The sequence below is a fragment of the Streptomyces sp. NPDC051677 genome, from assembly GCF_044453465.1.
Taxonomy (GTDB): Bacteria; Actinomycetota; Actinomycetes; order Streptomycetales; family Streptomycetaceae; genus Streptomyces.
The window spans coordinates 51682-72817 of the sequence record NZ_JBITCT010000006.1 but is presented as its reverse complement, the minus strand read 5'-3'; the positions used below and the strand labels follow the sequence as shown (position 1 = coordinate 72817).

The window sequence follows — 21136 nt, the reverse complement described above, 5'->3', positions numbered from 1 at the left end:
TCGTGCAGATGGGGTTCTGCCGGCCGGTTCGGTGACGGAGTGCGCGCGCAAGGAGTTTTCCAAGGGCACCGAACGTCAGGGAAGGGTCGGGTGACGAAGATGTGAAAGTCGACGGTACGTGGGGTGTGCGACCGGCCAAGAGATCGCCAAGCGACCCCAACGGCCGTACAGGGGACGGAAGTCACCGCTGACGTCGACGCCCGGCCGGACGGGAATTTCCGTGGTTGTGCCAGGGTTACGACGCACGCGTTTCCCGGATCCACCGCACCCCCGTTGCACCTCCTCGACCTCGCATACGACATCGGACAAAGGACTTCGACCGTGGCAGCCGAGCTCTCCGACGAACTGAAGAAGTACCTCGACGACTCCCGGGTCTTCGCGACCGTGGCGACGGTGGCGGCCGACGGGCGCCCGCACCTGACCGTCGTCTGGATCAAGCGCGACGGCGACGACCTGCTGTTCTCCACCACGGTGGACCGGGCGCAGGGCAGGAACATCGCCCGTGACCCGCGCGTCACCGTGATGATCAACCCGCCCGAGAACCCGTACACCTACGCCGAGATCCGCGGCACCGCGACGCTCACCCCCGACCCCGCCAACGACCTGGTGAACGAGCTCTCCCTCAAGTACACGGGCCAGGAGTACGCCACCTTCAACCCGGCCTCGAAGAACGACGGGGACCGCGTCATCGTCCGCGTGACTCCGAGCAGGACGACCGGACGGCTCTGAGGAGTCCGGGTCCAGCCACGGCACGCGAGCAGAGAGAAGGAGGCCCGGTTCCTACTTCGGTAGGACTGGACCCGGCCACAATCAGTCCTCCGGTACTGGGGTGGAGCGGCAATCCGCTTCTACGTTGAGGACCGGGTCAGGTCGGCCCCGAACGAGACGATCCCTCATCCGGCAGCAACCGTCCCCGCGGGACCTCGTCGCCGTCGCCTCTGCGCCAGACCATGGCTACCCGACACGCACCCCGGCGGGAGAAGACATGCAGGTACTGCTCATCGAGGACGATCAGTTCGTGGCCGACTCCCTGCTGCGCGGCCTGCCGCGGTACGGCTATGAGGTGGTGTGGGCGTCCACCGGCGAGAAGGCGCTCCTCTCGGAGCCGACGGACATGGTCCTGCTCGACCTCGGCCTGCCGGACCTCGACGGGCTCGACGTCTGCAGAGCGCTACGGGCCCGGAGCGACGTCCCGCTCATCGTGGTGAGCGGACGAGCCTGCGCCACGGAGAAGATCGTCGCTCTCGAACTCGGCGCTGACGACTACGTGGTGAAGCCGTTCCTCATACGTGAACTGGTCGCGCGCATGCGAGCGGTACAACGCCGGCACTCCGGCCGCACGGCATGGCGCACGGCCTACGGTCGCGTGGCCGTCGACCGTCAGGCGCACCGGGTCTTCATGGACGGAACCGAGGTCTCGCTGAGCCCGAAGGAGTACGCCCTCCTGGAGTACCTCTCCAGGCGACCCGACACGCTGGTGACCCGCGAATCCATCATGGCGGCGGTCTGGGACAGCAACTGGTTCGGCTCGACGAAGACCCTGGACACCCATGTGACCTCCCTGCGGCACAAGTTGGGCGGCGCACTGTGCATCGAGGCGGTGCGGGGTGTCGGCTTCAGGTTGGTGATCACGCCGGATGCCCCGGCAGAGGCGGCCACGGCCTTGCGGGTCGCAGAACGGCGTGAACGCTCCAGCCGCCTTCGGAGTTGGGACCGGCGGTGACCGTGCCTTGGTAGAGCGCGGCGCGTTCACGCATGCCGAGAAGCCCCTGCCCGCCGCCTTCCCAGGAAGGATCCCGTTCCGCGGCGGGCGGACCCGTGTCCTCGACGGTGACGTGTACGGCGTCCTGCTCCGCGATCAAGGAGACACGGACCGCGGTGTCGGAGGCGGCGTGCTTGAGGGTGTTCGTCAGAGCTTCCTGGACTATGCGGTACAAGGCGAGTTGCAGTCCTGCGGGCAGGCCGGTCAGGTCACCCGCCGTATGGAGGCCGACGTCGGGACCGGCCGCACGGATCCGCTCCAGCAGAGCGTCGAGATCGCCGACGCCCGGCTGGGGGCGGAAGGGCGTCTGACGAGGTCCCTCATCGCGAATCCCGGTGAGGAGCCGGCGCAGGTCGGCCAGGGCGCCGCGCCCGCTCTCCGCGATGATCCGCAGGGTTTCCGCGCCCTGCTTCGGCTTGGTCTCGGCCAGCCCCGCCGCACCGTCGGCCAGACCGACCACGACGGCAAGGGTGTGGCCGAGGATGTCGTGCATCTCCCGGGAGATGCGTGCCCGCTCCATGGCCTCTGCGAGGCGGGCCCGTTGGTCGCGCTCCACCTTCAGACGCACCGCCTGGTCCTCCAGGGCCGTGATGTACGAGCGCGCCACCCGGCCGGCCAGGCCCAGGCCGGCGATGGCGAGGATGCAGAGCACCAGGTCGGTGGTCACCGCCAGGGGGCTGTCGATCCGTTCGATCCGCCGGTCCGGTGCGAACGTCATGATCGTCACGATGGTCTGGGGAACGGTGATCGAGACGGCGACGGTCAACTGGACCGGCGGTGCGAACCGGGCGAGGTTGTACAGCATGATCAGCTGGGCCAGAAAATGGGCGTAGGTGAGAACCCCGGAAACGGCCTCCGCCATGGAGAAGGCCGTGATGACGGCGAAGACCGGGAAGGGATGACGATCCCGCGCGAGCAGCGGGACCGTGAACCCGATCATCACCATGAGCGCGACCGGGAGACCCGGACCGCCCCCGGCGGCACTGTCCAGAAGACCCGGGACGCCGAGAGCCGCGCACACCAGCGGCGCCGCCCACTGCCTGACCCGGGGGTGCTCTTGGCCGGCCCGCTGTATCGATATCAGCCAGGCCAGTAGCCGCAAGACCGTGCGGTGCTCCGGGCCGCCCAGAAGGCTGCTGGGTTCCACCGGGCGGACCCGCGAGGAGGTGGTGGTCACTGAATGCGTCTCCGGGTGCATGCGGACCGTCCGCCACCTCTGCGTGGGAAGGACCGGCGGACGGCGGCTGACAGGAAGCGGCTCACGCCCGCGATCCGTTCTCGTCGCGGAAGAAGTGCGGAGGGGCCGTCGCGCGGGCCCATATGTCACGTTAAAGGCGTCGCCTCGACCACGCGTGGCACTGGGGGACCCAAAACCAGGACGGCAGCTCCTACCACGGTAGTGGCCGCCTTCCTCCGAAGGGACGCACTCCCCTCCTGGCCGGTACCCCACTCGTGTCGGCGGGTCAGGCCCCGGACGACGCGGGGTGCATCTGCAGGGTGCGGCTCTGGATCATCGGCTCGTTGGTCAGGCCGGCCGCACGAGCCCCACGTCGTAGGCGAAGATGACCGCCTGGACCCGGTCTCGGGCGCCGGTCTTGGCGAGGATGCGGCTGACGTGGGACTTGACGGTGGTCTCGGCCAGGTGCAGGTGTTCGGCGACCTCGGCGTTGCTGCAGCCGGTGGCGACCGCGGTGAGAACCTCGATCTCGCGTTCGGTGAGGGCTTCCAGCTGTCGCGCCTGCTCGGGGGTGTGGCCGGGCAGGCGCGTGGTGAAGGCGTCGATGAGTTTGCGGGTCAGCCCCGGTGAGATGACGGCGTCCCCGGCCGCGACCGCGCGGATGCCGGCAAGGAGTTCTTCGGGCAGGGCGTCCTTGAGGAGAAAGCCGCTGGCTCCCGCGCGCAGGGCGTCGTAGGCGTATTCGTCCAGGTCGAAGGTGGTCATGACCAGCACGCGGGAGCGGCCGCCGGAGGTGACGATGCGTCGGGTCGCCTCGATGCCGTCCATGCCGGGCATGCGCACGTCCATCAGGACGACGTCCGGGTGGAGTTCGGCCGTCTTGCGTACCGCTTCGGCGCCGTGCGTGGCCTCGCCGACGACGGTCAGGTCGGGGTGCTGTTCCATGAGCATGCTGAAGCCGAGGCGTTGCAGGGCCTGGTCGTCGACGATGAGGACAGTGGTCATGCCGGGTGCTTCTCCGTAGGCGTAGGCGTGTTGGTGGGTGGGAGGAGGTGCAGTTCCGCTCGGACGCTCCAGCCGCCCCGGGAGTTCGGGCCGGCGGTCACGGTCCCCTGGTAGAGCGAGGCGCGCTCGCGCATGCCGAGGAGCCCCTGTCCCCCGTCGCCGCGAGGGCCCTTGCGCGGCGTCCGTGGGGGGCCGCTGTCCTCGACAGCGGCACGTACCGTGCGGGAGGTCGCCACCACGACCACGTCGATCGTCGTGGCAAGGGCCGCGTGCTTGAGGGTGTTGGTCAGTGCTTCCTGGACGATGCGGTAGACGGTGAGCTGGAGTCCCGCGGGAAGGCCGGTCAGGTCCCCGTCGGTGTGCAGGGTCACGGTGGGGCCGGCGGCCCGGACCCTTTCCATGAGGGCGTGGAGGTCGGTCAGGCCGGGCTGAGGCGCCAGCGGGGAGTCGCAGGACGCGGTGCCGTTCTGGCGGAGGGTGCCGAGGAGCCGGCGTAGATCCGACAGGGCGCCACGCCCGCTGTCGGCGATGAGCTGCAGGGTCTCGGCGCCTCGTTTGGGTGCGGCCTCGGCCAACCCTGCCGCGCCGTCGGCGAGACCGACCATGACGGCGAGGGTGTGACCGAGGATGTCGTGCATCTCCCGGGAGATGCGGGCTCGCTCCGCCGCTTCCGCGAGCCGGGCCCGCTGGTCCCGCTCCACCTCCAGCCGCTCCGCCCGGTCCTGCAGTGCGGTGATGTACAGGCGCGCCACCCGGCCGCCCAGCCCCAGTCCGGCCATCGCGATCATGCCGAGCGTCAGCATGACGGCCAGCGCCAGGGCGGTGGTGATGCGCTTCAGCTGCACGTCGGACGAGAACGCGAGGACGGTGATCAACGTCTGGGGCACCGCGACCGACACGGCCCCGGCCAGCGCGAGGGGGGTGGCGAAACGGGCCACGTTGTGCAGCATGATCAGCTGGGCGAGGAAGTGCGCGTTGGTCAGCACCCCACAGGCGGCCTGCGCCGCGGAGAAGCCCGTGACGACGACGAACACCAGAACAGGACGGCTTTGGCGCCACAGGAGCGGGACGGTGATCCCGGCCAGCAGAAGCAGTGAGACCGGCAGAGCGGGTCCGGACGCGGGGTATGCCAGCAGGGGCTGGAGGCCGAGCGCGGCGCACAGGATGGGCACCCCCCACCTCCTGACGCGGGGATGCGTCTGGTCCGCCCGTCCCACCGAGGCCATCAGGGTCAGGAGCCGGACCACAGTGCGGTCCTCCGAGCTGCCCAGCAGGGCGCCGGAATCGACGATGTGGTCCTTCGATGCTGAGGTCACGGCGTGTGTCTCCGAGGTACCGGCGGACCGTCCGTCGGCCCTTGGGGGAAAGGGCCGACGGACGGCGGCGGAAGGGGCGGCTCCCACTCTGTGGGATCACGGGTGCCGGCCCACTGTAAGCGGCGCGGTGGTCAGTCCCGGCTTCGGCGGGCAGGCGCGAGCGGCCTGCCCTGATCGCTTCCCGGCCCGGCTTCCCCGTCCGGCCCTGTCGTGGCGGTCGGCCCGTCCAGGACGTGCCGCAGCTTCTCGCCCTCGACGTCCACGTTGGGCAGGATCCGGTCCAGCCACCGGGGCAGGGCCCAGGCACGGCGGCCCAGCAGGGCCATGACCGCGGGCACGATCGTCATACGGACCACGAAGGCGTCGAAGAGGACCGCCGAGGCGAGCCCCAGACCGATCGACTTGATCAGGGCGGCGTCGGCGAGCAGGAACCCGGCGAAGACGGAGATCATGATGATCGCCGCGGCCGTCACCACACGGGCGCCGTGCCGGAAGCCGGCCACGACCGCTTCGGTGGGCTCGGCGCCGTGGACGTACTCCTCCCGCATCCGGGTGACGAGGAAGACCTGGTAGTCCATGGCGAGGCCGAAGACCACGCCGATCATGAAGATCGGCATCACGCTCACGATGGGCGCGGTCGTGTCGACGCCGAAGAGGTCCTTGAGCCAGCCCCACTGGAAGACCGCGACCAGGACGCCCAGGGTCGCGACCACGCTGAGCAGGAAGCCCAGCGTCGCCTTGAGGGGCACCAGGATCGACCGGAACACGAGCAGCAGCAGGATCAGCGCCAGGCCGACGACCACCAGGAGGTAGGGCACGAGGGCGGCGCCGAGCTTGTCGGAGACGTCGATGTTCAGGGCCGTCGTACCGGTGACCACGACCTCCGCGTCCGTGGCCTTCAGCACCGCCGGGGCGGTGGTGTCACGGATCTCCCCGACCAGGTCCACCGTCTCCTGGCTGCTCGGGGAGCTCTTGGGGACGGCTCGGATCAGTGCCACGTCGCCCGAGGCGTTGAACACGGCCGGGCTCACGGAGGCGACGTCGGGCAGCTTGCCCAGTGCCGTGACCGTCTCCTCGGCGGCGGCCTTCGGGTCCTTGCCGTCCCGGGCGTCGACGACGACCGTGAGCGGACCGTTGTAGCCCGGGCCGAATCCCTTGCTGAGCGTGTCATAGGCGACCCGCTGTGTGCTGCCCGCGGGGGCGGTGCTGTCGTCGGGCATGCCCAGGCGCATCGAGAACACCGGCAGGCACAGGACGCCGAGGACGGCGACCGAGACGACGAGCGCCCGCCACGGGCGCCGGATGACGAGCCGTACCCAGCGCACGCCCATCGACTCGCTCTCGCCGCGCTCCAGCGCCCGCATGCGCTTGGTCTGGAGGTTCCCCTTCATGATGCGCATCCCGGCGAAGCCCAGGACCGCGGGCAGCAGGGTCAGCGCGACGACCACGGCCACGACGACCGCGAACGCCGCCGCCAGGCCCAGGTCGGACAGCAGTCGGATGCCGACGACGCTGAGTCCCGCCAGAGCGATCACCACGGTCAGACCGGCGAACACGACCGCTGATCCGGCCGTCCCCAGGGCTCGGCCGCAGGCGTCCTCGGGTTCGTGACCCTCCCTTATCTCACCGCGGTAGCGGGAGACGATGAACAGGGCGTAGTCGATGGCGACCGCCAGGCCCAGCATCAACGCGAGCGTCGACGCGGAGGAGCTCATGTCCCAGATCGCGGTGGCGACGGTGATCGAGAGGATCGCGATGACGACGCCCAACAGGGCGGTCAGCAGCGGCAGACCGGCGGCGAGCAGCGAGCCGAAGGTGATCACCAGCGCCACTGCGGCCACCGCGAGACCGATCAGCTCACCGGCGTTGGCGCCCTCCTTCTCGTTGACGGCGTTGCCGCCCAGGCTCACGGCGAGGCCCGCCTCGTGCCCCTTGTCGGCGACGGCGCGCAGGGCGTCACGCGCCTCGGCGGTGACGTCGGCCTGGGCGACCCGGTACGTCACCTGGGCGTAGGTGATGGCGCCGTCCTGGCTGATCAGACGACTCGCGTAGGGGTCACTGACGTTCGCCACCTGGGGAGCCTTCTTGAGGTCGGCGATCAGTGACTCGACCTCGGTCTTGTGGGCGCCGGACGTCAGCTTCTGCCCGTCAGGGGCCTCGAAGACGACTCGGGCGGTGGCCCCGGAGGCAGACGCCTGTGGGAACTCCTCGTCGAGCAGGTCCAGCGCCTTCTGCGACTGGGTGCCGGGAATGGTGAACTGGTCCGACGTCTTGCCGGAGACGCTCGCGGAGCCGATGCCCACGACCGCCAGGATGGCGATCCACAGCACCACCACGAGGCGTCGTCGCCTGAAGGCGAACCGGCCGAGCCTGTAGAGCAAGGTGGCCACAGAGACACTCCCACCTGGGAAAACAACGGGACGGATGACGAGAACTGGGGTGGGTCTGCGTGACCCGTCCATCAAACTAGGCGCGGAAATCCGGCCACCCACGGCACTGGGGAAGCGAATACGCCGCTGCCGCCTCCTACTCCGGTACTGGTCGCCCTCCTCCCAAAGCACAAGGAGTCCGGCACCCGGGTCTCGCACTCGGTGCCCGAAGACGGCGAGCGCGCACTACACATTGGATGAATGAGGCCAGGGCGGCCGTAAGTATCCGTAGAGCGACTGGCGATCCACTAAGGCCCTCGGCCTCTCGACGAGGGCGATCGGACGACGTCTGCGCTTTTCGTCAAAGGCGTTGGCAAATTCTGCGACGTCGCAGTCCGCATCCCTTTGGCTCACGATCCCTTTAAAGGCCCAGGTCAGATGGGTGCGTTCCGTTCCCTGAAGTCCGCCGCAGGCGTTCATGCCTCGTTCCGCGGCCCGCCGGCGCGTGAATCACCGCCACCGAACTCTTGTCATCGTCTGCAACCTCGCCGTAACGTCCTCACCGCTCAGAGACATAGGAGCAATTCGCAGCATCCCTGCACGGCGTGCCGCCCGGGAGGCGTGTGCCGGAGCCCCCTCCTGCGCTTCGCACTGTCAACCATCGGAACACTCAGTTGCCTTGGAGGCCTCTCAATGTCGAGAGCGATCAGCAGACGGCAGTTCCTCGCCGGTACCACGGCCGTCGCTACGGCCGTGGTCGCGGGCGGCCTGTTCGACGCCGGCCCCGCCCTGGCCGCACCGTCCACGTACACGCCCGCCTGGGACTCGGTGAACCAGCACCCGGCGTCTCCCGAGTGGTTCAAGGACGCCAAGTTCGGCATCTACTTCCACTGGGGGGTCTTCAGCGTCCCCGCCTACGACAGCGAGTGGTATCCGCGGAACATGTACTTCGGCGGCAGCAAGGTGAACCAGCACCATGTCGCCACGTACGGCGACCCCTCGGTGTGGCCCTACCACAACTTCATCAACGGAGCGAACGACAAGGCGGGCAACTTCACGCAGTTCGCGCCCAAGCTGAAGTCGGCCGGCGGGAACTTCGACCCCGACGAGTGGGCGCAGCTGTTCGTGGACGCCGGGGCGAAGTTCGCCGGGCCGGTCGCCGAGCACCACGACGGCTTCTCGATGTGGAACAGCCAGGTCAACGAGTGGAACTCGGTCGCCAAGGGTCCCAAGCTCAACCTGCTGCAGCTGTTCACCGACGCCGTCCGCGCGAAGAACCTCAAGCTGCTGGTGTCGATGCACCACGCCTACAACTACCTCGGCTACTACGAGGCGGTCCCGGCGCAGTCCGACCCCAGCCTGAAGAAGCTTTACGGACAGCTGGACAAGACCACGGAAGACCAGCTGTGGCACGACAAGCTCAAGGAGGTCATCGACCTGGCCAAGCCGGACATCATCTACCAGGACGTCCACCTGGACCAGATCGCCGAGACACAGCTGCTGAACTTCCTCTCCTACTACTACAACCAGGCCAACTCCTGGGGCCGGGAGGTCATCGCCACCTACAAGGACGCGTTCAACGGCCACGGCGAGGTCTTCGACTACGAGCGCGGCGGCCCGGCCGACATCACCTCGCCCTACTGGCTGACCGACGACAGCGTCTCCAGCACCAGTTGGTGCTACACGGAGGGCATCGGCTACTACACGGCGCAGTTGTTGCTGCACGCGATGATCGACCGGGTCAGCAAGAACGGCACCGTCCTGCTCAACATCGCGCCGAAGGCCGACGGCACCATCCCCCAGGGCCAGCGCGACATCCTGACGGGCATCGGCGACTATTTGAAGCGCTTCGGTGAGTCGGTGTACTCGACCCGGGCCTGGACCGCCTACGGCGAGGGGCCGACGAAGATGGGCGGCGGCACCTTCATGAACCCGAGCGCCGGCACCGCGCAGGACATCCGCTTCACCTGCAACAAGGCGAACGACACCCTGTACGCCACGGTGCTCGGCTGGCCCGGCGCCTCGCTGACCGTCAAGACGCTCAGCTCCAGTCGCATCAACCTGGGCTCCCTGACCTCGGTGAAGCTGCTGGACAGCACGGCCGGCGCCTACATCGACCTGCCGAACCGCACCCAGGACGCGTCCGGGCTCACGGTGACCCTGCCGTCGTCGGCGCCGTTCTCCGCGCCCATGTACGTACTGAAGCTGACCTTCTCCGGCCAGCTCCCCACGCTCCAGCCGGTCGACGGCGCCCTGGTCTTCGGGGACGTCAACTACAGCGGCGCCTCCGCCGCGCTCGGCCTGGGCGACTACACCGCCGACCAGCTCGACCTGCACGGGATGCCCGCGCTCAGCATCTCCTCCCTGAAGCTCGCCCCGGGCCAGCAGATCGTCGCCTACTCCGGCGACAACTTCACCGGCACCCAGTGGACGTTCACCGCCGACAACGCCGACCTGCGGGTCAGCGGCCAGAACGACAAGATCACCTCGCTGAAGGTGCAGTTCAACCCGTCGACCTATCTCAAGATCATCAACTACACCGACGGCCTGGCCCTGGACAGCGGCGGCAACGTCGCCGGCGGATCCGACCTCAAGCAGTGGCACTGGTTCGACAACGCCAACCTCCAGTGGCAGGCGGTAGAGGTAGGAGGCGGCTACTACAAGCTGGTCAACCGGACCAACGGCATGGTCGCCGACAGCTGGGGCGCCACCAGCAACGGCGCCACCTGCAAGCAGCTGGCCTGGAACGGCCACACCAACCAGCAGTGGAAGATCACGCACCGCGGCGGCGGCCAGTACAACATCGTCAACCGCACCACGGGCAAGCTCCTGGACGGCGGCGGCAACGTCTCCGAGGGCTCCGTCGCCAAACAGTGGGCCTGGGGCAACAACACCAACCTGCAGTGGACCATCAGCCCCGTCTGACCCGTTCCCGAGAGCCCATGGCCCGGTGCGGTGCTGAACCCCGGCCGGCGCCGATGGCGGATGACCTGACCCACCCAAGTGAAGAGGGACGCTTCCATGCAGATGAGACAACCACTCCGCGGACTGAGCGCGCAGGCCGCCGCTCTCGCCCTCGCCGTCACATGCGGAGTGGCGGTACTGGCCCCGTCGCCGGCGTCGGCCGCGAGCAGCACGATCGGCGTGACCCTGACCACGTCCGACCTCAGCCAAGCCCTGACCCCGCAGCCGGGCATCGCACTCGGTCCGGTGTCCTCGGGCAGCGTGAACCTGAAGGTGGACGACACCCAGACCTTCCAGAGCATCGACGGATTCGGCGCCGCGTTCACCGACACCTCCGCCTACCTCCTCCAGAACAAGCTCGACGCCACCGCCCGCGACCGGGTGATGCGCGACCTGTTCACCCGCGGCTCCGGCATCGGCCTGTCGCTGATGCGGGTCCCGATGGGCTCCTCCGACTACACCGCGACCCCCGCGAGCAACCCCTCCACGTACTCCTACGACGACAACGGCGGCGTCGCCGACCCCACCCTGGCGAACTTCTCCACCGCTCACGACGACGCCTACGTCATCCCGGTCATCAAGCAGGCCCAGGCGCTCAACCCGTCGATGAAGCTCTTCGCCAACGACTGGAGCCCGCCGGCCTGGATGAAGACCACCAACACGATGCTCGGCCAGGGCAACGGCACCCTGAAGTCCGACATGTACGGCCCGCTCGCGCAGTACTACGTCAAGTTCCTCCAGGAGTACAAGGCCAAGGGCGTCAACGTCTGGGGCGTCACCCCGCAGAACGAGCCGACGATCTCGCCGTCCACGTACTCCGCCATGCTGTGGCCCGCGGGCGACGAGGCGAACTTCATCGCCGACAACCTCGCGCCGGCACTTCAGCAGGCCGGCCTGAGCGACACGAAGATCCTCGGCGGGGACGCCGACCACGTGGACACCAACTACGCCAACACGCTGATGGGCAACCAGGCGGCGCATGACGCGATGTACGGCACGGCGTGGCACTGCTACCAGAACGACCTCGGCAAGATGACCACGATCCACAACTCCTACCCGGACAAGCGGATCTACGAGAGCGAGTGCTCCACCGGGCCGGGCATCGCCCCGATGAACGCCGCTCAGCTCGCCCTGGAGTCCACCTTCAACTGGGCCAACGGCGCACTGCTGTGGAACCTGGCGCTCGACACCAACGGCGGCCCGAAGATGGGCGTGGGCTGCGACAACTGCACCGGCCTGGTCACCGTCGACCAGGCCACCGGCAAGGCCACGTACACCAACAACTACTACCAGCTCGGCCAGTTCTCGAAGTTCGTCGTCCCCGGCGCGACGCGCATCGGCTACGGCGACGGCGGCAACGTCTGGGCCCAGGCCTACAAGAACCCGGACGGCGGTGAGGTGCTGGTCGCGCACAACAACAACTCCAGCAGCACCGCTTTCACGGTCACCTGGAACAACGCGGGATCCTTCCAGTACACCCTGCCTGCAGGCGCCACCGTGACCTTCACCAGAGGCGCGCAGACGGCCGCCGCGCAGATCGTCGGCCAAGGCTCGAACCGGTGCCTGGACGACACCGGCAACCCGGCCAACGGTGTCCAGCAGTACATCTGGGACTGTGCGGCCGGCAGCGCCAACCAGGCCTACACCTATTCGGCGAGCCGTGAACTCCAGGTCGCGGGCAAGTGCCTCGGCGCGAATGGGAACGGCACCGCCAACGGCACCAAGGTCATCACCTGGGACTGCAACGGCGGTTCCAGTCAGAAGTGGACGTTCCACGCGGACGGCAGCGTCACCAACGACCTGTCCGGCCTCTGCCTCGACGTGACGGGCACGGCAACGGCGAACGGTTCCAAGGTCCAGCTGTGGAGCTGCACCGGCGCATCCAACCAGAAGTGGTCGGTCTCCAGCGGAGGCTGACGGAGGAACGGCGCCCGCGGCGGCCGCGTCAGAACGGGAAGTCGCGAGGCTCTCCGCGCAGCGTGATCCAGCGGAGTTCGGTGAACTCCTCCGCCGCGAAGCCCGTTCCGAAGCGGCCCCAGCCGCTCTCCTTCACACCGCCGAAGGGCATGTTCGGCTCGTCGTTGACCGGTTGGTCGTTGACATGCACTATCCCCGCCTCGAGACGGCGGGCGATGTCCAGTCCGCGATGGGCGCCGCTGGTCAGGACACCCGCGGTCAGCCCGTAGCGGGAGGCGTTCGCGCGCTGCACCGCGTGGTCGGCGTCGTCGACCGTCTCCAGGATCACGACCGGGCCGAAGGTCTCGTCGAAGGCGAGTTCGGCGTCCTCGGGGACGTCGGTCAGGACGGTGGGCGGGTAACACGGGGGCTCGGCCACTCCCCCGGTCAGCAGGCGGGCGCCCATCGAGACGGCCTCCTCGACGCGGCGGTCCAGGAGGGACAACGCCCATTTGTTGATCACCGGTCCGATCACGGTGCGTGGATCGTGCGGGTCGCCGACGGGCAGCGCCGCCGCCTTCTCGGTGAACAGGCGGGTGAACTCCTCCGCGATGGGCCGCTCGACGTAGATGCGGCGGGCGCACATGCACACCTGTCCCTGGTGCACGAACGCGCCGTAGATCGCGGCGTCGACCGCGTAGGACAGGTCGGCGTCGGCGAGGACGAGGAGCGGGTTCTGGCCGCTGAGCTGGAGGACGATGCGCTTGAGATGGCGGCCTGCCGTCTCGGCGAGGCGGCGGCCGGTGGGCGTGGAGCCGGTGAAGTTGACGCGGCGCACCGAGGGATGGGAGAGGAGCGCGTCCGCTATGGCGCCGGCGTCCCCGGGGGCATGGGTGATCACGTTGAGGACGCCCGGAGGGAGTCCGGCCTCGGCGAAGATCTCCGCCCAGAGCGTGCCGCCGGTCAGGGGGGACTCCTCGGACGGCTTGAGGACCACCGTGTTGCCGACGGCGATGGGGCCCACGATGCTGCGACCGGACAGGACCAGGGAGGCGTTCCACGGGGCGATGGCCGCGACGACTCCGACCGGCTGGCGGACGGCGAGCGCCCGGGTGCCGGGGATGTCCGAGGGCAGCACCTGTCCGACAGCGGTGTAGGGGAGTCCGGCGGCCTGGCGGAGCAGCGAGACGCTGAAGTCGAGCTGGACGGTCGCGTAGTGGCGGCCGCACCCCGTCTCCGTCGTCAGCAGTTCGATGACCTCCGCGCGACGGCGGTCGAGGATGTCGCCCGCGCGCAGCAGAACCCGCTGTCGCTCGGCCGGCGGCGCGTCGGCCCATCCGGCGAAGGCCGCCTGGGCGGCGTCCACCGCCCGGCGGGTGTCCTCGGCGTCGCCGGCGGCGACCGTCGCCATGACGGATCCGGTCCAGGGGTCGTGGTCGGGGTAGGTTCCTCCGCCCAGCGGGTCGGTCCACTCGCCGCCGATGTGGTGGCGCACGGTGACCGGGAGATCCGGTCGGCCTGCGTCCGTCGCCGCGGGGTCAGGAACGTTCACCTGGTCAAGTCTCCCTCTTCGACGACCGGGGCGGGGTCCCCTGCCGTCGCAGATGGTAACCGACGGGTAGCAACTGGACGTGCAGCCGGTCGTTCAGCAGACTCCACAGGCCGCGCGGGAGGAAGAGGGCGAAGGCGACGGCGGTCAGGCCGAGTCCGATGAGGTACCAGGTTCCCTGGTCGGCGAAGAAGTACTGCACGGCGAAGAAGAGGACGGCGCCGATGACCGGGCCTTCGAAGGTGCCGATGCCGCCCACCAGCACCATGAAGATCATGTACGCCGACCACTGCACCCCGAAGATCGACTGGGGCTGGATGAACAGGGTGTTGGCCAGCGTGAGGGCGCCCGCGGCGCCGCATCCGAACCCGGCGAGGACGAACAGCATGAGCTTGAGCGGCCTGACCCGCACGCCGAGCGAGGCGGCGGCGTCCTCGTCGTCGCGGATCGCCTGCAGGGCCGCTCCGGTGCGGTGCCGCAGCAGGAGGAAGAGCAGCACGAGCAGGAGGACGGCGAAGGCGAGGGTCAGCCAGTAGGTGAAGGCGCGGCGCACCTCGGGGGCGTAACCGCTCAGCCCCTGGAGGGAGACTCCGGTTCCGCCTCCGAGGCTCTGGTCGAGCATGACGAACAGCGCGATCGCCTCGGCGACGACCCAGGTGCCCACGGCGAACTGTCCGCCGCGCAGCCGCAGGACGAGCAGGGAGAGCACCGCCGCGAGCACGGCGGAGGCGAGGGATGCCAGGACGACGGCGAGGTACGGCTGTACGCCGCGCTGGGTGAGGTAGATCGTGCCGTACGCGCCGAACCCGATGAACGCCTGCTGGCCGACCGAGACCAGCCCGGCGTATCCGGCCAGCGCGTTCCACATGACGGCGAGGATGAGGAAGATCAGCAGGCTGGTGAGCTGCTGGACGACGTTCGCGCTGAGGACCTGGGGGACGGCGAAGAGGGCGATCGCGACGAGGACGAGCGCACTGGAACCGATGCGGGACGCCAGGCCGGCGCGCTGGACGGACCATGCGCCGGGCGGGGCGGGGGCGGCTGCTGTGGTCATGCGTGGGCTCTCCGGGTGGCGATGAACCGGCCGCGGGGGCCGGCCAGGATGACGAGGAAGACCAGGTGCCCGGCGAGGATCGAGTACTGCGGGTCGATCTGGGCGCCGAGGGTCTGGGCGATGCCGAGGACGACGCCGCCGGCCAGCGTGCCCCACAGGGATCCCAGGCCGCCGATGACGACCGCCTCGAAGGCGAAGATGAGCTGGGTCGGGCCGCTGGAGGCGTCGAAGGTGGAGTGGACGGCCAGGAAGGTGCCGGCCAGGGCGGCGACCGCGACGGCGATCGCGGCGGCTCGGGCGTAGACGGACGCCGCCGGTACGCCCACCAGCGCGGCGGTGTCGGGGTCCTGGGCGGTGGCGCGCATCTCCCGGCCGAATCCGGTGCGTTGCAGCAGGAACTGGAGTGCGCCCAGGACCGCGACGGCGACGGCGAGGATCAGCGCGCCGAGGTAGGGAACGGACAGTTGGTCGGTGATCTTCCAGCTGCCGGTCGACAGTGAGCCCACGGACGGGCCCAGGGAGCGCACGTCCGGGGAGAAGATCTGAAGCAGGGCGTTCTGCAGGACGATGGCGAGTCCGAAGGTCGTCAGCAGCGGGGTGAGTTCTCCGCCGCGCAGGCTGCGGGCCAGGACGGTGCGCTGGAGCGCGTAGCCGAGGGCGAGCATCACCGGGAGCACCGCGAGCAGCGCCAGGAACGGTGACACGTCGGCCCGGTCGGAGACCCACCAGACCCCGAACGCGCCCAGCACGGCGAGGTCGCCGTGGGCGAGGTTGATGATGCGCATGACGCCGAACAGCAGGGACAGGCCGCAGGCGAAGAGGGCGTACAGGCCGCCGAGGAAGAGGCCCTGGACGACGGCGTTGATCCAGCTCATGTCCGCTCCGGGGTGGGGTGGGCCGCCGGTGTGCCGACGGGGGCGGAGGTCGTGCCGAGGCGGCCGAGACCGAAGTAGGCGTCGGTGACCTGGTCGCGGGTGATCTCGCCGACGGGGGCGTCGAGGACGACGCGGCCCTCGAGCACGCAGACCACGCGGTCCGCCACCGACATCGCGCGGCTGAGGTCCTGCTCGACCAGGACGACGGTGGCGCCGTCGGCGATGAGTGCCGTGAGCGACTCGTAGACGGAGTCGACGGCCACCGGTGCGAGGCCGAGCGAGACCTCGTCGACCAGCAGCAGCCTGGGGTTGGTCATCAGGGCGCGGCCGATGGAGGTGGCCTGCTGCTGCCCGCCGGACAGGCTGCCCGCCCTCTTGTGGCGGATCGGCCGCAGGAGGAGGAAGGCGTCCAGGACGGTGTCGACGCTCCAGGGGCCGGGCCTGGCGCGTCGGCCGGCGACGAGCAGGTTCTCCTCGACGGTGAGGTCGGGGAAGAGCTTGCGGCCTTCGGGGACGAGGGCCAGGCCACGCGCCACGCGGCGGTGCGCCGCCAGGCGGGTGATGTCGTCTCCGTCGAAGACGACGCTTCCCCCGGTGGTCGGGTGGGCCCCGGCCACCGTGCGCAACAAGGTGGATTTTCCCGCCCCGTTGGCGCCGACGAGGGCGACGGCCTCGCCGTTCGCCACCGTCAGCGACAGGTCCCGTACCGCCGGGAGGAGTCCGTGGCGGGCGTCGAGGCGGGAGACGTGCAGCAGGTCAGCCATGGCTGCCCCTTCCCAGGTAGGCGTCGACGACATGCGCGTCGCGCAGGACCGCCTCGGGCTCGCCCTCGGCGAGGACCCGTCCGGCGTCCATGCACACCAGGCGGTCGATGACCTGCACCAGTACGTGGACGATGTGCTCGATCCACACGATGCTGATGCCGAGGGCCCGCACCTGCTTGATGGTGCCGACGAGTTCGGCGGCCTCGGCGTCGGTGAGGCCGCCGCCGATCTCGTCGAGGAGCAGGACGCGCGGGTCGGTCGCCAGGGAGCGGGCGAGTTCGAGCCGCTTGCGGTGCAGCAGGCCGAGGCTCTCGGCACGCCGGTTGGCGAGGTCGATCAGACCGCACAGTTCCAGGACCTCGACGCACCGCTGGTGGGCCGCGCGCCGCGACAGCCGGGCGCCGTACGAGGCGCCGACCAGGACGTTCTCCAGGACGGTCATCCCGCCGAAGGGGCGCGGGATCTGGAACGCCCAGCCGATCCCCTGACGGCACCGCAGCTCCGGTGGCAGCGGCGTGACATCGTGGCCGTCGAGGTGGACGGTGCCCCGGTCCGGTGTCACCGATCCGGCCAGGGCGTTCAACAGGGTGGTCTTCCCGGCGCCGTTGGGGCCCACGATGCCGACGGCCTCGCCGGCGCCGACGCGGAAGTCGACGCCGTCCAGGACGCGCAGGTCACCGTAGTTCAGGGTGAGTCCGGCCCCGACGAGGACGTGCGGGAGGTCCTGCGTCCTCGCGGGGTCGGCTGCCGGGGTGCTGACGGCGCTCATGAGGTGTAGGGGCGCAGTCGCGCGGCGACGGGGACGTTGGGGTCGCTGGAGTTCTCGCACAGCACGAAGTCCAGCTTGTAGGGACTGCCCTGGGCCGCCTGCACCCACTGGCCGCCGAGGATGGGGGTGGCGACGACGTTGGCGTTGGGTCCCTTGCCCCACTGGAGCCTGCCGACCGGGGTCTGCACGTCGAGACCGGCGATCGCCTGGGCGACGGCCTTCTTGTCCTTGGGGTCGGCAGCGGCCTGGAACGCGGCCGCGGCCGCGTCGAACAGGGCGAGGCTGGGGCCGAGTTGCTGGGTCCACTGCTTGCCTGACGACTTCTGGTAGCCGTCGGCGAGGTCCTTGGACGAGGTCTTGGTGAGGGAGGAGCTGTAAGGGAAGGTCGGGGTCCAGTAGGCGCCGCCCGCGATGCCGATGCCTATGGAGCCCAGTGCCTCGACCTGGGAGGGGAAGAGGCCCGTCTTGGCGACCTGCACGATCTTGGGCTGGTAGCCCTGCTGCGCCGCCTGCCGCCAGAAGGTGGCGAAGTCGGAGGGGATGGGGAAGGTGTTGAAGATCTCGCAGTTCTGGGCCTTGAACCTGGCGATCTGCGACGAGTAGTCGTTGGTGCCGTCGGTGTAGGCGCCGGGATCGACGACGTCGTAGCCGTCCTTCTTCAGCAGGGGCCCGAGTGCCTGCCGGATGGCGTTGCCGTCGGAGTCGTTCGGCCACATGACGCCGGTCTTCCCGTTCGTCTTCACCTGTGGCCACAGATGTGTGTAGGCCTGGTGGAACTGCTCGACGCCGAAGCAGAAGTGGAAGGTGTACCGGAAGGCCTGCTTCTGGGTCGGCTTGGCTCCCCGGCCGAAGTACCAGGCCTCCCAGGGGACGACGGTGGAGATGCACGGGACGCCGGCGGCCTCGCATGCGTCGGAGACGGGGTTGACCGTCTCGGGCGTCGACGTGGTGAGCATCAGGTCGACGCCCTCGGCGTTGATCAGGTCGTTGGCGACCTGGGATCCGCGCTGCGGATTGGACTGGCCGTCCTTGTCGATGATCTTTACCTGGTACTTCTTGCCGCCGACGGTCAGGCCGTCGGCGAAGGCCTTGCGGGCGAGGCCGAGCACGTACGCGTCCGGCTCGCCGAAACCAGCCGCGGCGCCGGTGCGCGGGCTGACGAACCCGATCTTCAGGGTGGCCGTTCCGCTGCCGCCGCCGCTGCCGCCGCTGCCGACCTTGCAGGCGGCGAGCAGCGGACTGGCCAGGGCGAGTCCGGACATACCGAGTCCCGCCGTACGCAGAAGCTGGCGTCTGCTGGGTTCGGGAGACGGTTCGGACATAGGAGACTTAGGCATGTTCGCCCTCCTCGTGAACCAAAGGTGGGGGGAACGTAGGAGCGGCTGTCACGAAAGTCAACGCGGCGTTCCAATAACTGAAACATGCGGCGCTACCATGCGGCATGACCTCACGGAGACCGCCGTCGGCATCCGACGAGCCCACGCCCCCTGTCGAAGCCGACGCCGCCGAGGGCGCGGCGACGCCCCCGAAGGCGGCGGCCGCAGGGTTCTCCCAGTCCCTGGAGCGCGGACTGCTGATCCTCTCGTCGTTCAGCGAGACCCGGCCCGTGCTGGGCATTTCCGACCTGGGGCGCGCGGTCGGCCTCAACCGCAGCACCACCTACCGGTACGTGGCGACCCTCGCCAAACTCGGCTACCTGCAACAGGATCCGGACTCCCGGAAGTACTCCCTCGGGCCCCGGGTCGTCGACCTCGGGTTCGCGGCGATCAACTCCATGGAGATCACCCGCGTCGCCGGGCCGTTCCTGCAGGCCCTGTCGGACGAGACCGGCTACACCGTGAGCATGGCCGTGCTCGACGGCCCGGACATCGTCTACGTCGACCGGCGGCGCAGCGGTCGCGCGAGCGCCTTCGCCATGGGCCTCCACCTGCACGTCGGCTCCCGCCTTCCGGCCTACTGCACGTCGATGGGCAAGGTCCTGCTCGCCTACCAGGAGCCGGCCGTGCTGCGTGACCTGGTCGATCGCACGGACCTCGCCCGGCGGGGGCCGAAGACGATCACCGCGCGGGAGCAGCTCATGGTGGCGCTGGCCCGGGTCCGGCGCACCGGGTTCGCGCTCAACGACGAGGAACTCGCGCCCGGGCTGCGGTCGCTGGCCGCACCGGTGAGGGACCGGTCCGGCGCCGTGGTGGCCGCGGTCAACGTCGCGGTGCACCTCACGGTGTGGAACGCGTCGGTGGAATCCGTCATGTCGCGCCTCGAAGCCCCCCTGCGGCGCGCCACCACCGAGATCTCCACCCGGCTCGGTCATCGGCCGCAGGCCTGATGCACAGCCGTCTCAGCGATGTTGTTTGAATAGTTGAAACATCGGTCCCTATAAGCGGAACAAGGCGGACTCATTTCATTGACACCGGTTCCGGACCGGGCGCAGACTCACGCCGCCGCCACAGTTCTGTGGACGTAACTTCACCAGGCGAACAGAGCTGTTCTCTGTGTCCGGGAGGCCGCCATGCGTGTACAAGCCGCCGTGTTCGAGAAGCAGGACGGCCCGTTCCAGCTCCAGGACGTCGAGCTGGACGACCCGGAAGCGGGCGAGGTCGTCGTGCGGATCGCGGCCACCGGCATCTGCCACACCGACGGCCTGGCACGTCACGGTGACCTTCCCTTCCCCGCCCCCGGGGTGCTCGGTCACGAAGGCGCCGGTGTCGTGACGGCGGTGGGTCCCGGTGTCACATCGGTGCGGGAGGGCGACCACGTCGTCATCGGCTGGCCCTGGTGCGGCGAGTGCCGCAACTGCCTGGCGGGCGAGCCCCGTTACTGTGCCCGGCTCGGCGAACTGCTCGTCGGCGGAGTCCGGCCGGGGACCGGGACCTCGGCCCTGCGCCGCCCGGACGGGAGCGCCCTGCACGGACACTTCTTCGGCCAGTCGTCGTTCGCCACGCACTCCCTGACCCGGGCCAACAGCCTGGTGAAGGTCCCGCACGACGTCCCGCTCGACCTGCTCGGCCCCCTCGCCTGCGGGCTGTCCACGGGCGCGGGCGCCGTGCTGAACACACTGCGCCCGCAGACCGGCTCCAGCCTCGTGGTCTACGGCGCCGGCTCGGTGGGACTCGCCGCCGTCATGGCGGCCCGCAACAGCGGCGCGACCACGATCATCGCGGTCGACCGGCACGCCTCCCGGCTGGAGCTGGCGGCGGAACTCGGCGCCACCCACACCGTGAACGCCGCCGACACCGACCCCGTCGCCGCCGTGCACGACATCTGCGGCGGGCCCGCCGACAACGCCCTGGAGTGCACCGGCATCATCTCCGTCGTCCGCCAGGCCGCCGACTCGGTCGGCATGCTCGGCACCTGCGCACTCATCGGCGGCGCCCCGGCGGGAGCCGAGTTCACCCTCGACCACCTCACCACCCTGTGGGGCAAGCGCATCGTCGGCGTCCTCGGCGGCGGCGGCCGCAGTACCCAACTCATCGGCGCGCTCATCGAGTTGTACCGCCAGGGCCGCTTCCCCATGGAACGCCTCGTCTCCTGGTTCGCCTTCGACCAGATCGAGCAGGCGCTTCAGGCGTCGCACGCCGGCGACGTCATCAAGCCGATCGTCCGCATGCCCGTCTGAGCACCGCACGCCCCGTGGCC

At 69.5% G+C, this 21136-nt stretch carries 16 protein-coding genes; 6 read left to right on the top strand and 10 right to left on the bottom strand.

Going from position 1 to position 21136, the window contains the following annotated elements; all coding sequences use genetic code 11:
• The first annotated feature begins 321 nt into the window (after positions 1-321).
• A complete protein-coding gene (locus ACIBAF_RS08890; RefSeq protein WP_399462461.1) occupies positions 322-729 on the top strand; it encodes a PPOX class F420-dependent oxidoreductase in 408 nt (135 codons plus the stop codon).
• Between the two features lie 256 nt (positions 730-985).
• Positions 986-1723, top strand: coding sequence for a response regulator transcription factor (locus ACIBAF_RS08885; protein WP_399462460.1), 738 nt, complete (start codon positions 986-988; stop codon positions 1721-1723).
• On the opposite strand, the gene ACIBAF_RS08880 is transcribed toward ACIBAF_RS08885, so the two are convergent.
• The 4 genes from ACIBAF_RS08880 to ACIBAF_RS08865 all read right to left on the bottom strand — a co-directional run bounded on the left by ACIBAF_RS08880 (position 1629) and on the right by ACIBAF_RS08865 (position 7650).
• Positions 1629-2939: a sensor histidine kinase gene (locus tag ACIBAF_RS08880; protein ID WP_399462459.1), complete on the bottom strand. Its 1311-nt coding sequence runs from the start codon at positions 2937-2939 to the stop codon at positions 1629-1631. The genes ACIBAF_RS08885 and ACIBAF_RS08880 overlap by 95 nt on opposite strands.
• Before the next feature lie 348 nt (positions 2940-3287).
• Positions 3288-3944, bottom strand: a complete 657-nt coding sequence (locus tag ACIBAF_RS08875; RefSeq protein ID WP_399462458.1) for a response regulator — start codon at positions 3942-3944, stop codon at positions 3288-3290.
• Complete coding sequence (locus ACIBAF_RS08870) at positions 3941-5260, bottom strand: sensor histidine kinase (RefSeq protein ID WP_399462457.1); 1320 nt, start codon at positions 5258-5260, stop codon at positions 3941-3943. Before ACIBAF_RS08870 ends, ACIBAF_RS08875 begins: the two co-directional genes overlap by 4 nt.
• Before the next feature lie 131 nt (positions 5261-5391).
• A complete protein-coding gene (locus ACIBAF_RS08865; protein ID WP_399462455.1) occupies positions 5392-7650 on the bottom strand; it encodes an MMPL family transporter in 2259 nt (752 codons plus the stop codon).
• A 672-nt stretch (positions 7651-8322) separates the two neighbouring features.
• Between ACIBAF_RS08865 and ACIBAF_RS08860 the strand changes: the two genes are divergently transcribed.
• The gene (locus tag ACIBAF_RS08860) at positions 8323-10554 is read left to right on the top strand and encodes an alpha-L-fucosidase (RefSeq protein ID WP_399462454.1); all 2232 of its coding nucleotides are present in this window, start codon (positions 8323-8325) and stop codon (positions 10552-10554) included.
• Positions 10555-10656: 102 nt separating this feature from the next.
• Positions 10657-12510 carry a ricin-type beta-trefoil lectin domain protein gene (locus ACIBAF_RS08855; protein ID WP_399462452.1) on the top strand — a complete coding sequence of 618 codons (1854 nt, stop codon included), beginning with the start codon at positions 10657-10659 and terminating at the stop codon, positions 12508-12510.
• 28 nt (positions 12511-12538) lie between these two features.
• Here ACIBAF_RS08855 and ACIBAF_RS08850 read toward each other — a convergent pair whose 3' ends face one another.
• The 6 genes from ACIBAF_RS08850 to ACIBAF_RS08825 are packed head-to-tail and all read right to left on the bottom strand — an operon-like array spanning position 12539 to position 18837.
• Positions 12539-14041, bottom strand: coding sequence for an aldehyde dehydrogenase family protein (locus ACIBAF_RS08850; RefSeq protein WP_399462451.1), 1503 nt, complete (start codon positions 14039-14041; stop codon positions 12539-12541).
• A gap of 4 nt (positions 14042-14045) precedes the next feature.
• Positions 14046-15092: a branched-chain amino acid ABC transporter permease gene (locus ACIBAF_RS08845; RefSeq protein WP_399462450.1), complete on the bottom strand. Its 1047-nt coding sequence runs from the start codon at positions 15090-15092 to the stop codon at positions 14046-14048.
• Positions 15089-15967 carry a branched-chain amino acid ABC transporter permease gene (locus ACIBAF_RS08840; protein WP_399462449.1) on the bottom strand — a complete coding sequence of 293 codons (879 nt, stop codon included), beginning with the start codon at positions 15965-15967 and terminating at the stop codon, positions 15089-15091. The genes ACIBAF_RS08845 and ACIBAF_RS08840 overlap by 4 nt, the downstream gene beginning before the upstream one ends.
• Positions 15964-16731, bottom strand: a complete 768-nt coding sequence (locus ACIBAF_RS08835; RefSeq protein ID WP_399462448.1) for an ABC transporter ATP-binding protein — start codon at positions 16729-16731, stop codon at positions 15964-15966. Before ACIBAF_RS08835 ends, ACIBAF_RS08840 begins: the two co-directional genes overlap by 4 nt.
• Positions 16724-17500 (bottom strand): ABC transporter ATP-binding protein, encoded by a 777-nt coding sequence (locus tag ACIBAF_RS08830; RefSeq protein ID WP_399462447.1) that lies wholly within the window; start codon positions 17498-17500, stop codon positions 16724-16726. The genes ACIBAF_RS08835 and ACIBAF_RS08830 overlap by 8 nt, the downstream gene beginning before the upstream one ends.
• Entirely contained in the window at positions 17497-18837 is a 1341-nt protein-coding gene (locus tag ACIBAF_RS08825) for an ABC transporter substrate-binding protein (protein ID WP_399462445.1), read from the bottom strand. Before ACIBAF_RS08825 ends, ACIBAF_RS08830 begins: the two co-directional genes overlap by 4 nt.
• Before the next feature lie 104 nt (positions 18838-18941).
• On the opposite strand from ACIBAF_RS08825, the gene ACIBAF_RS08820 reads away from it, so the two are divergent.
• Complete coding sequence (locus ACIBAF_RS08820; RefSeq protein ID WP_399462444.1) at positions 18942-19826, top strand: IclR family transcriptional regulator; 885 nt, start codon at positions 18942-18944, stop codon at positions 19824-19826.
• Between the two features lie 183 nt (positions 19827-20009).
• Positions 20010-21116: an NAD(P)-dependent alcohol dehydrogenase gene (locus ACIBAF_RS08815; RefSeq protein ID WP_399462443.1), complete on the top strand. Its 1107-nt coding sequence runs from the start codon at positions 20010-20012 to the stop codon at positions 21114-21116.
• The last annotated feature ends 20 nt before the right edge of the window (positions 21117-21136 follow it).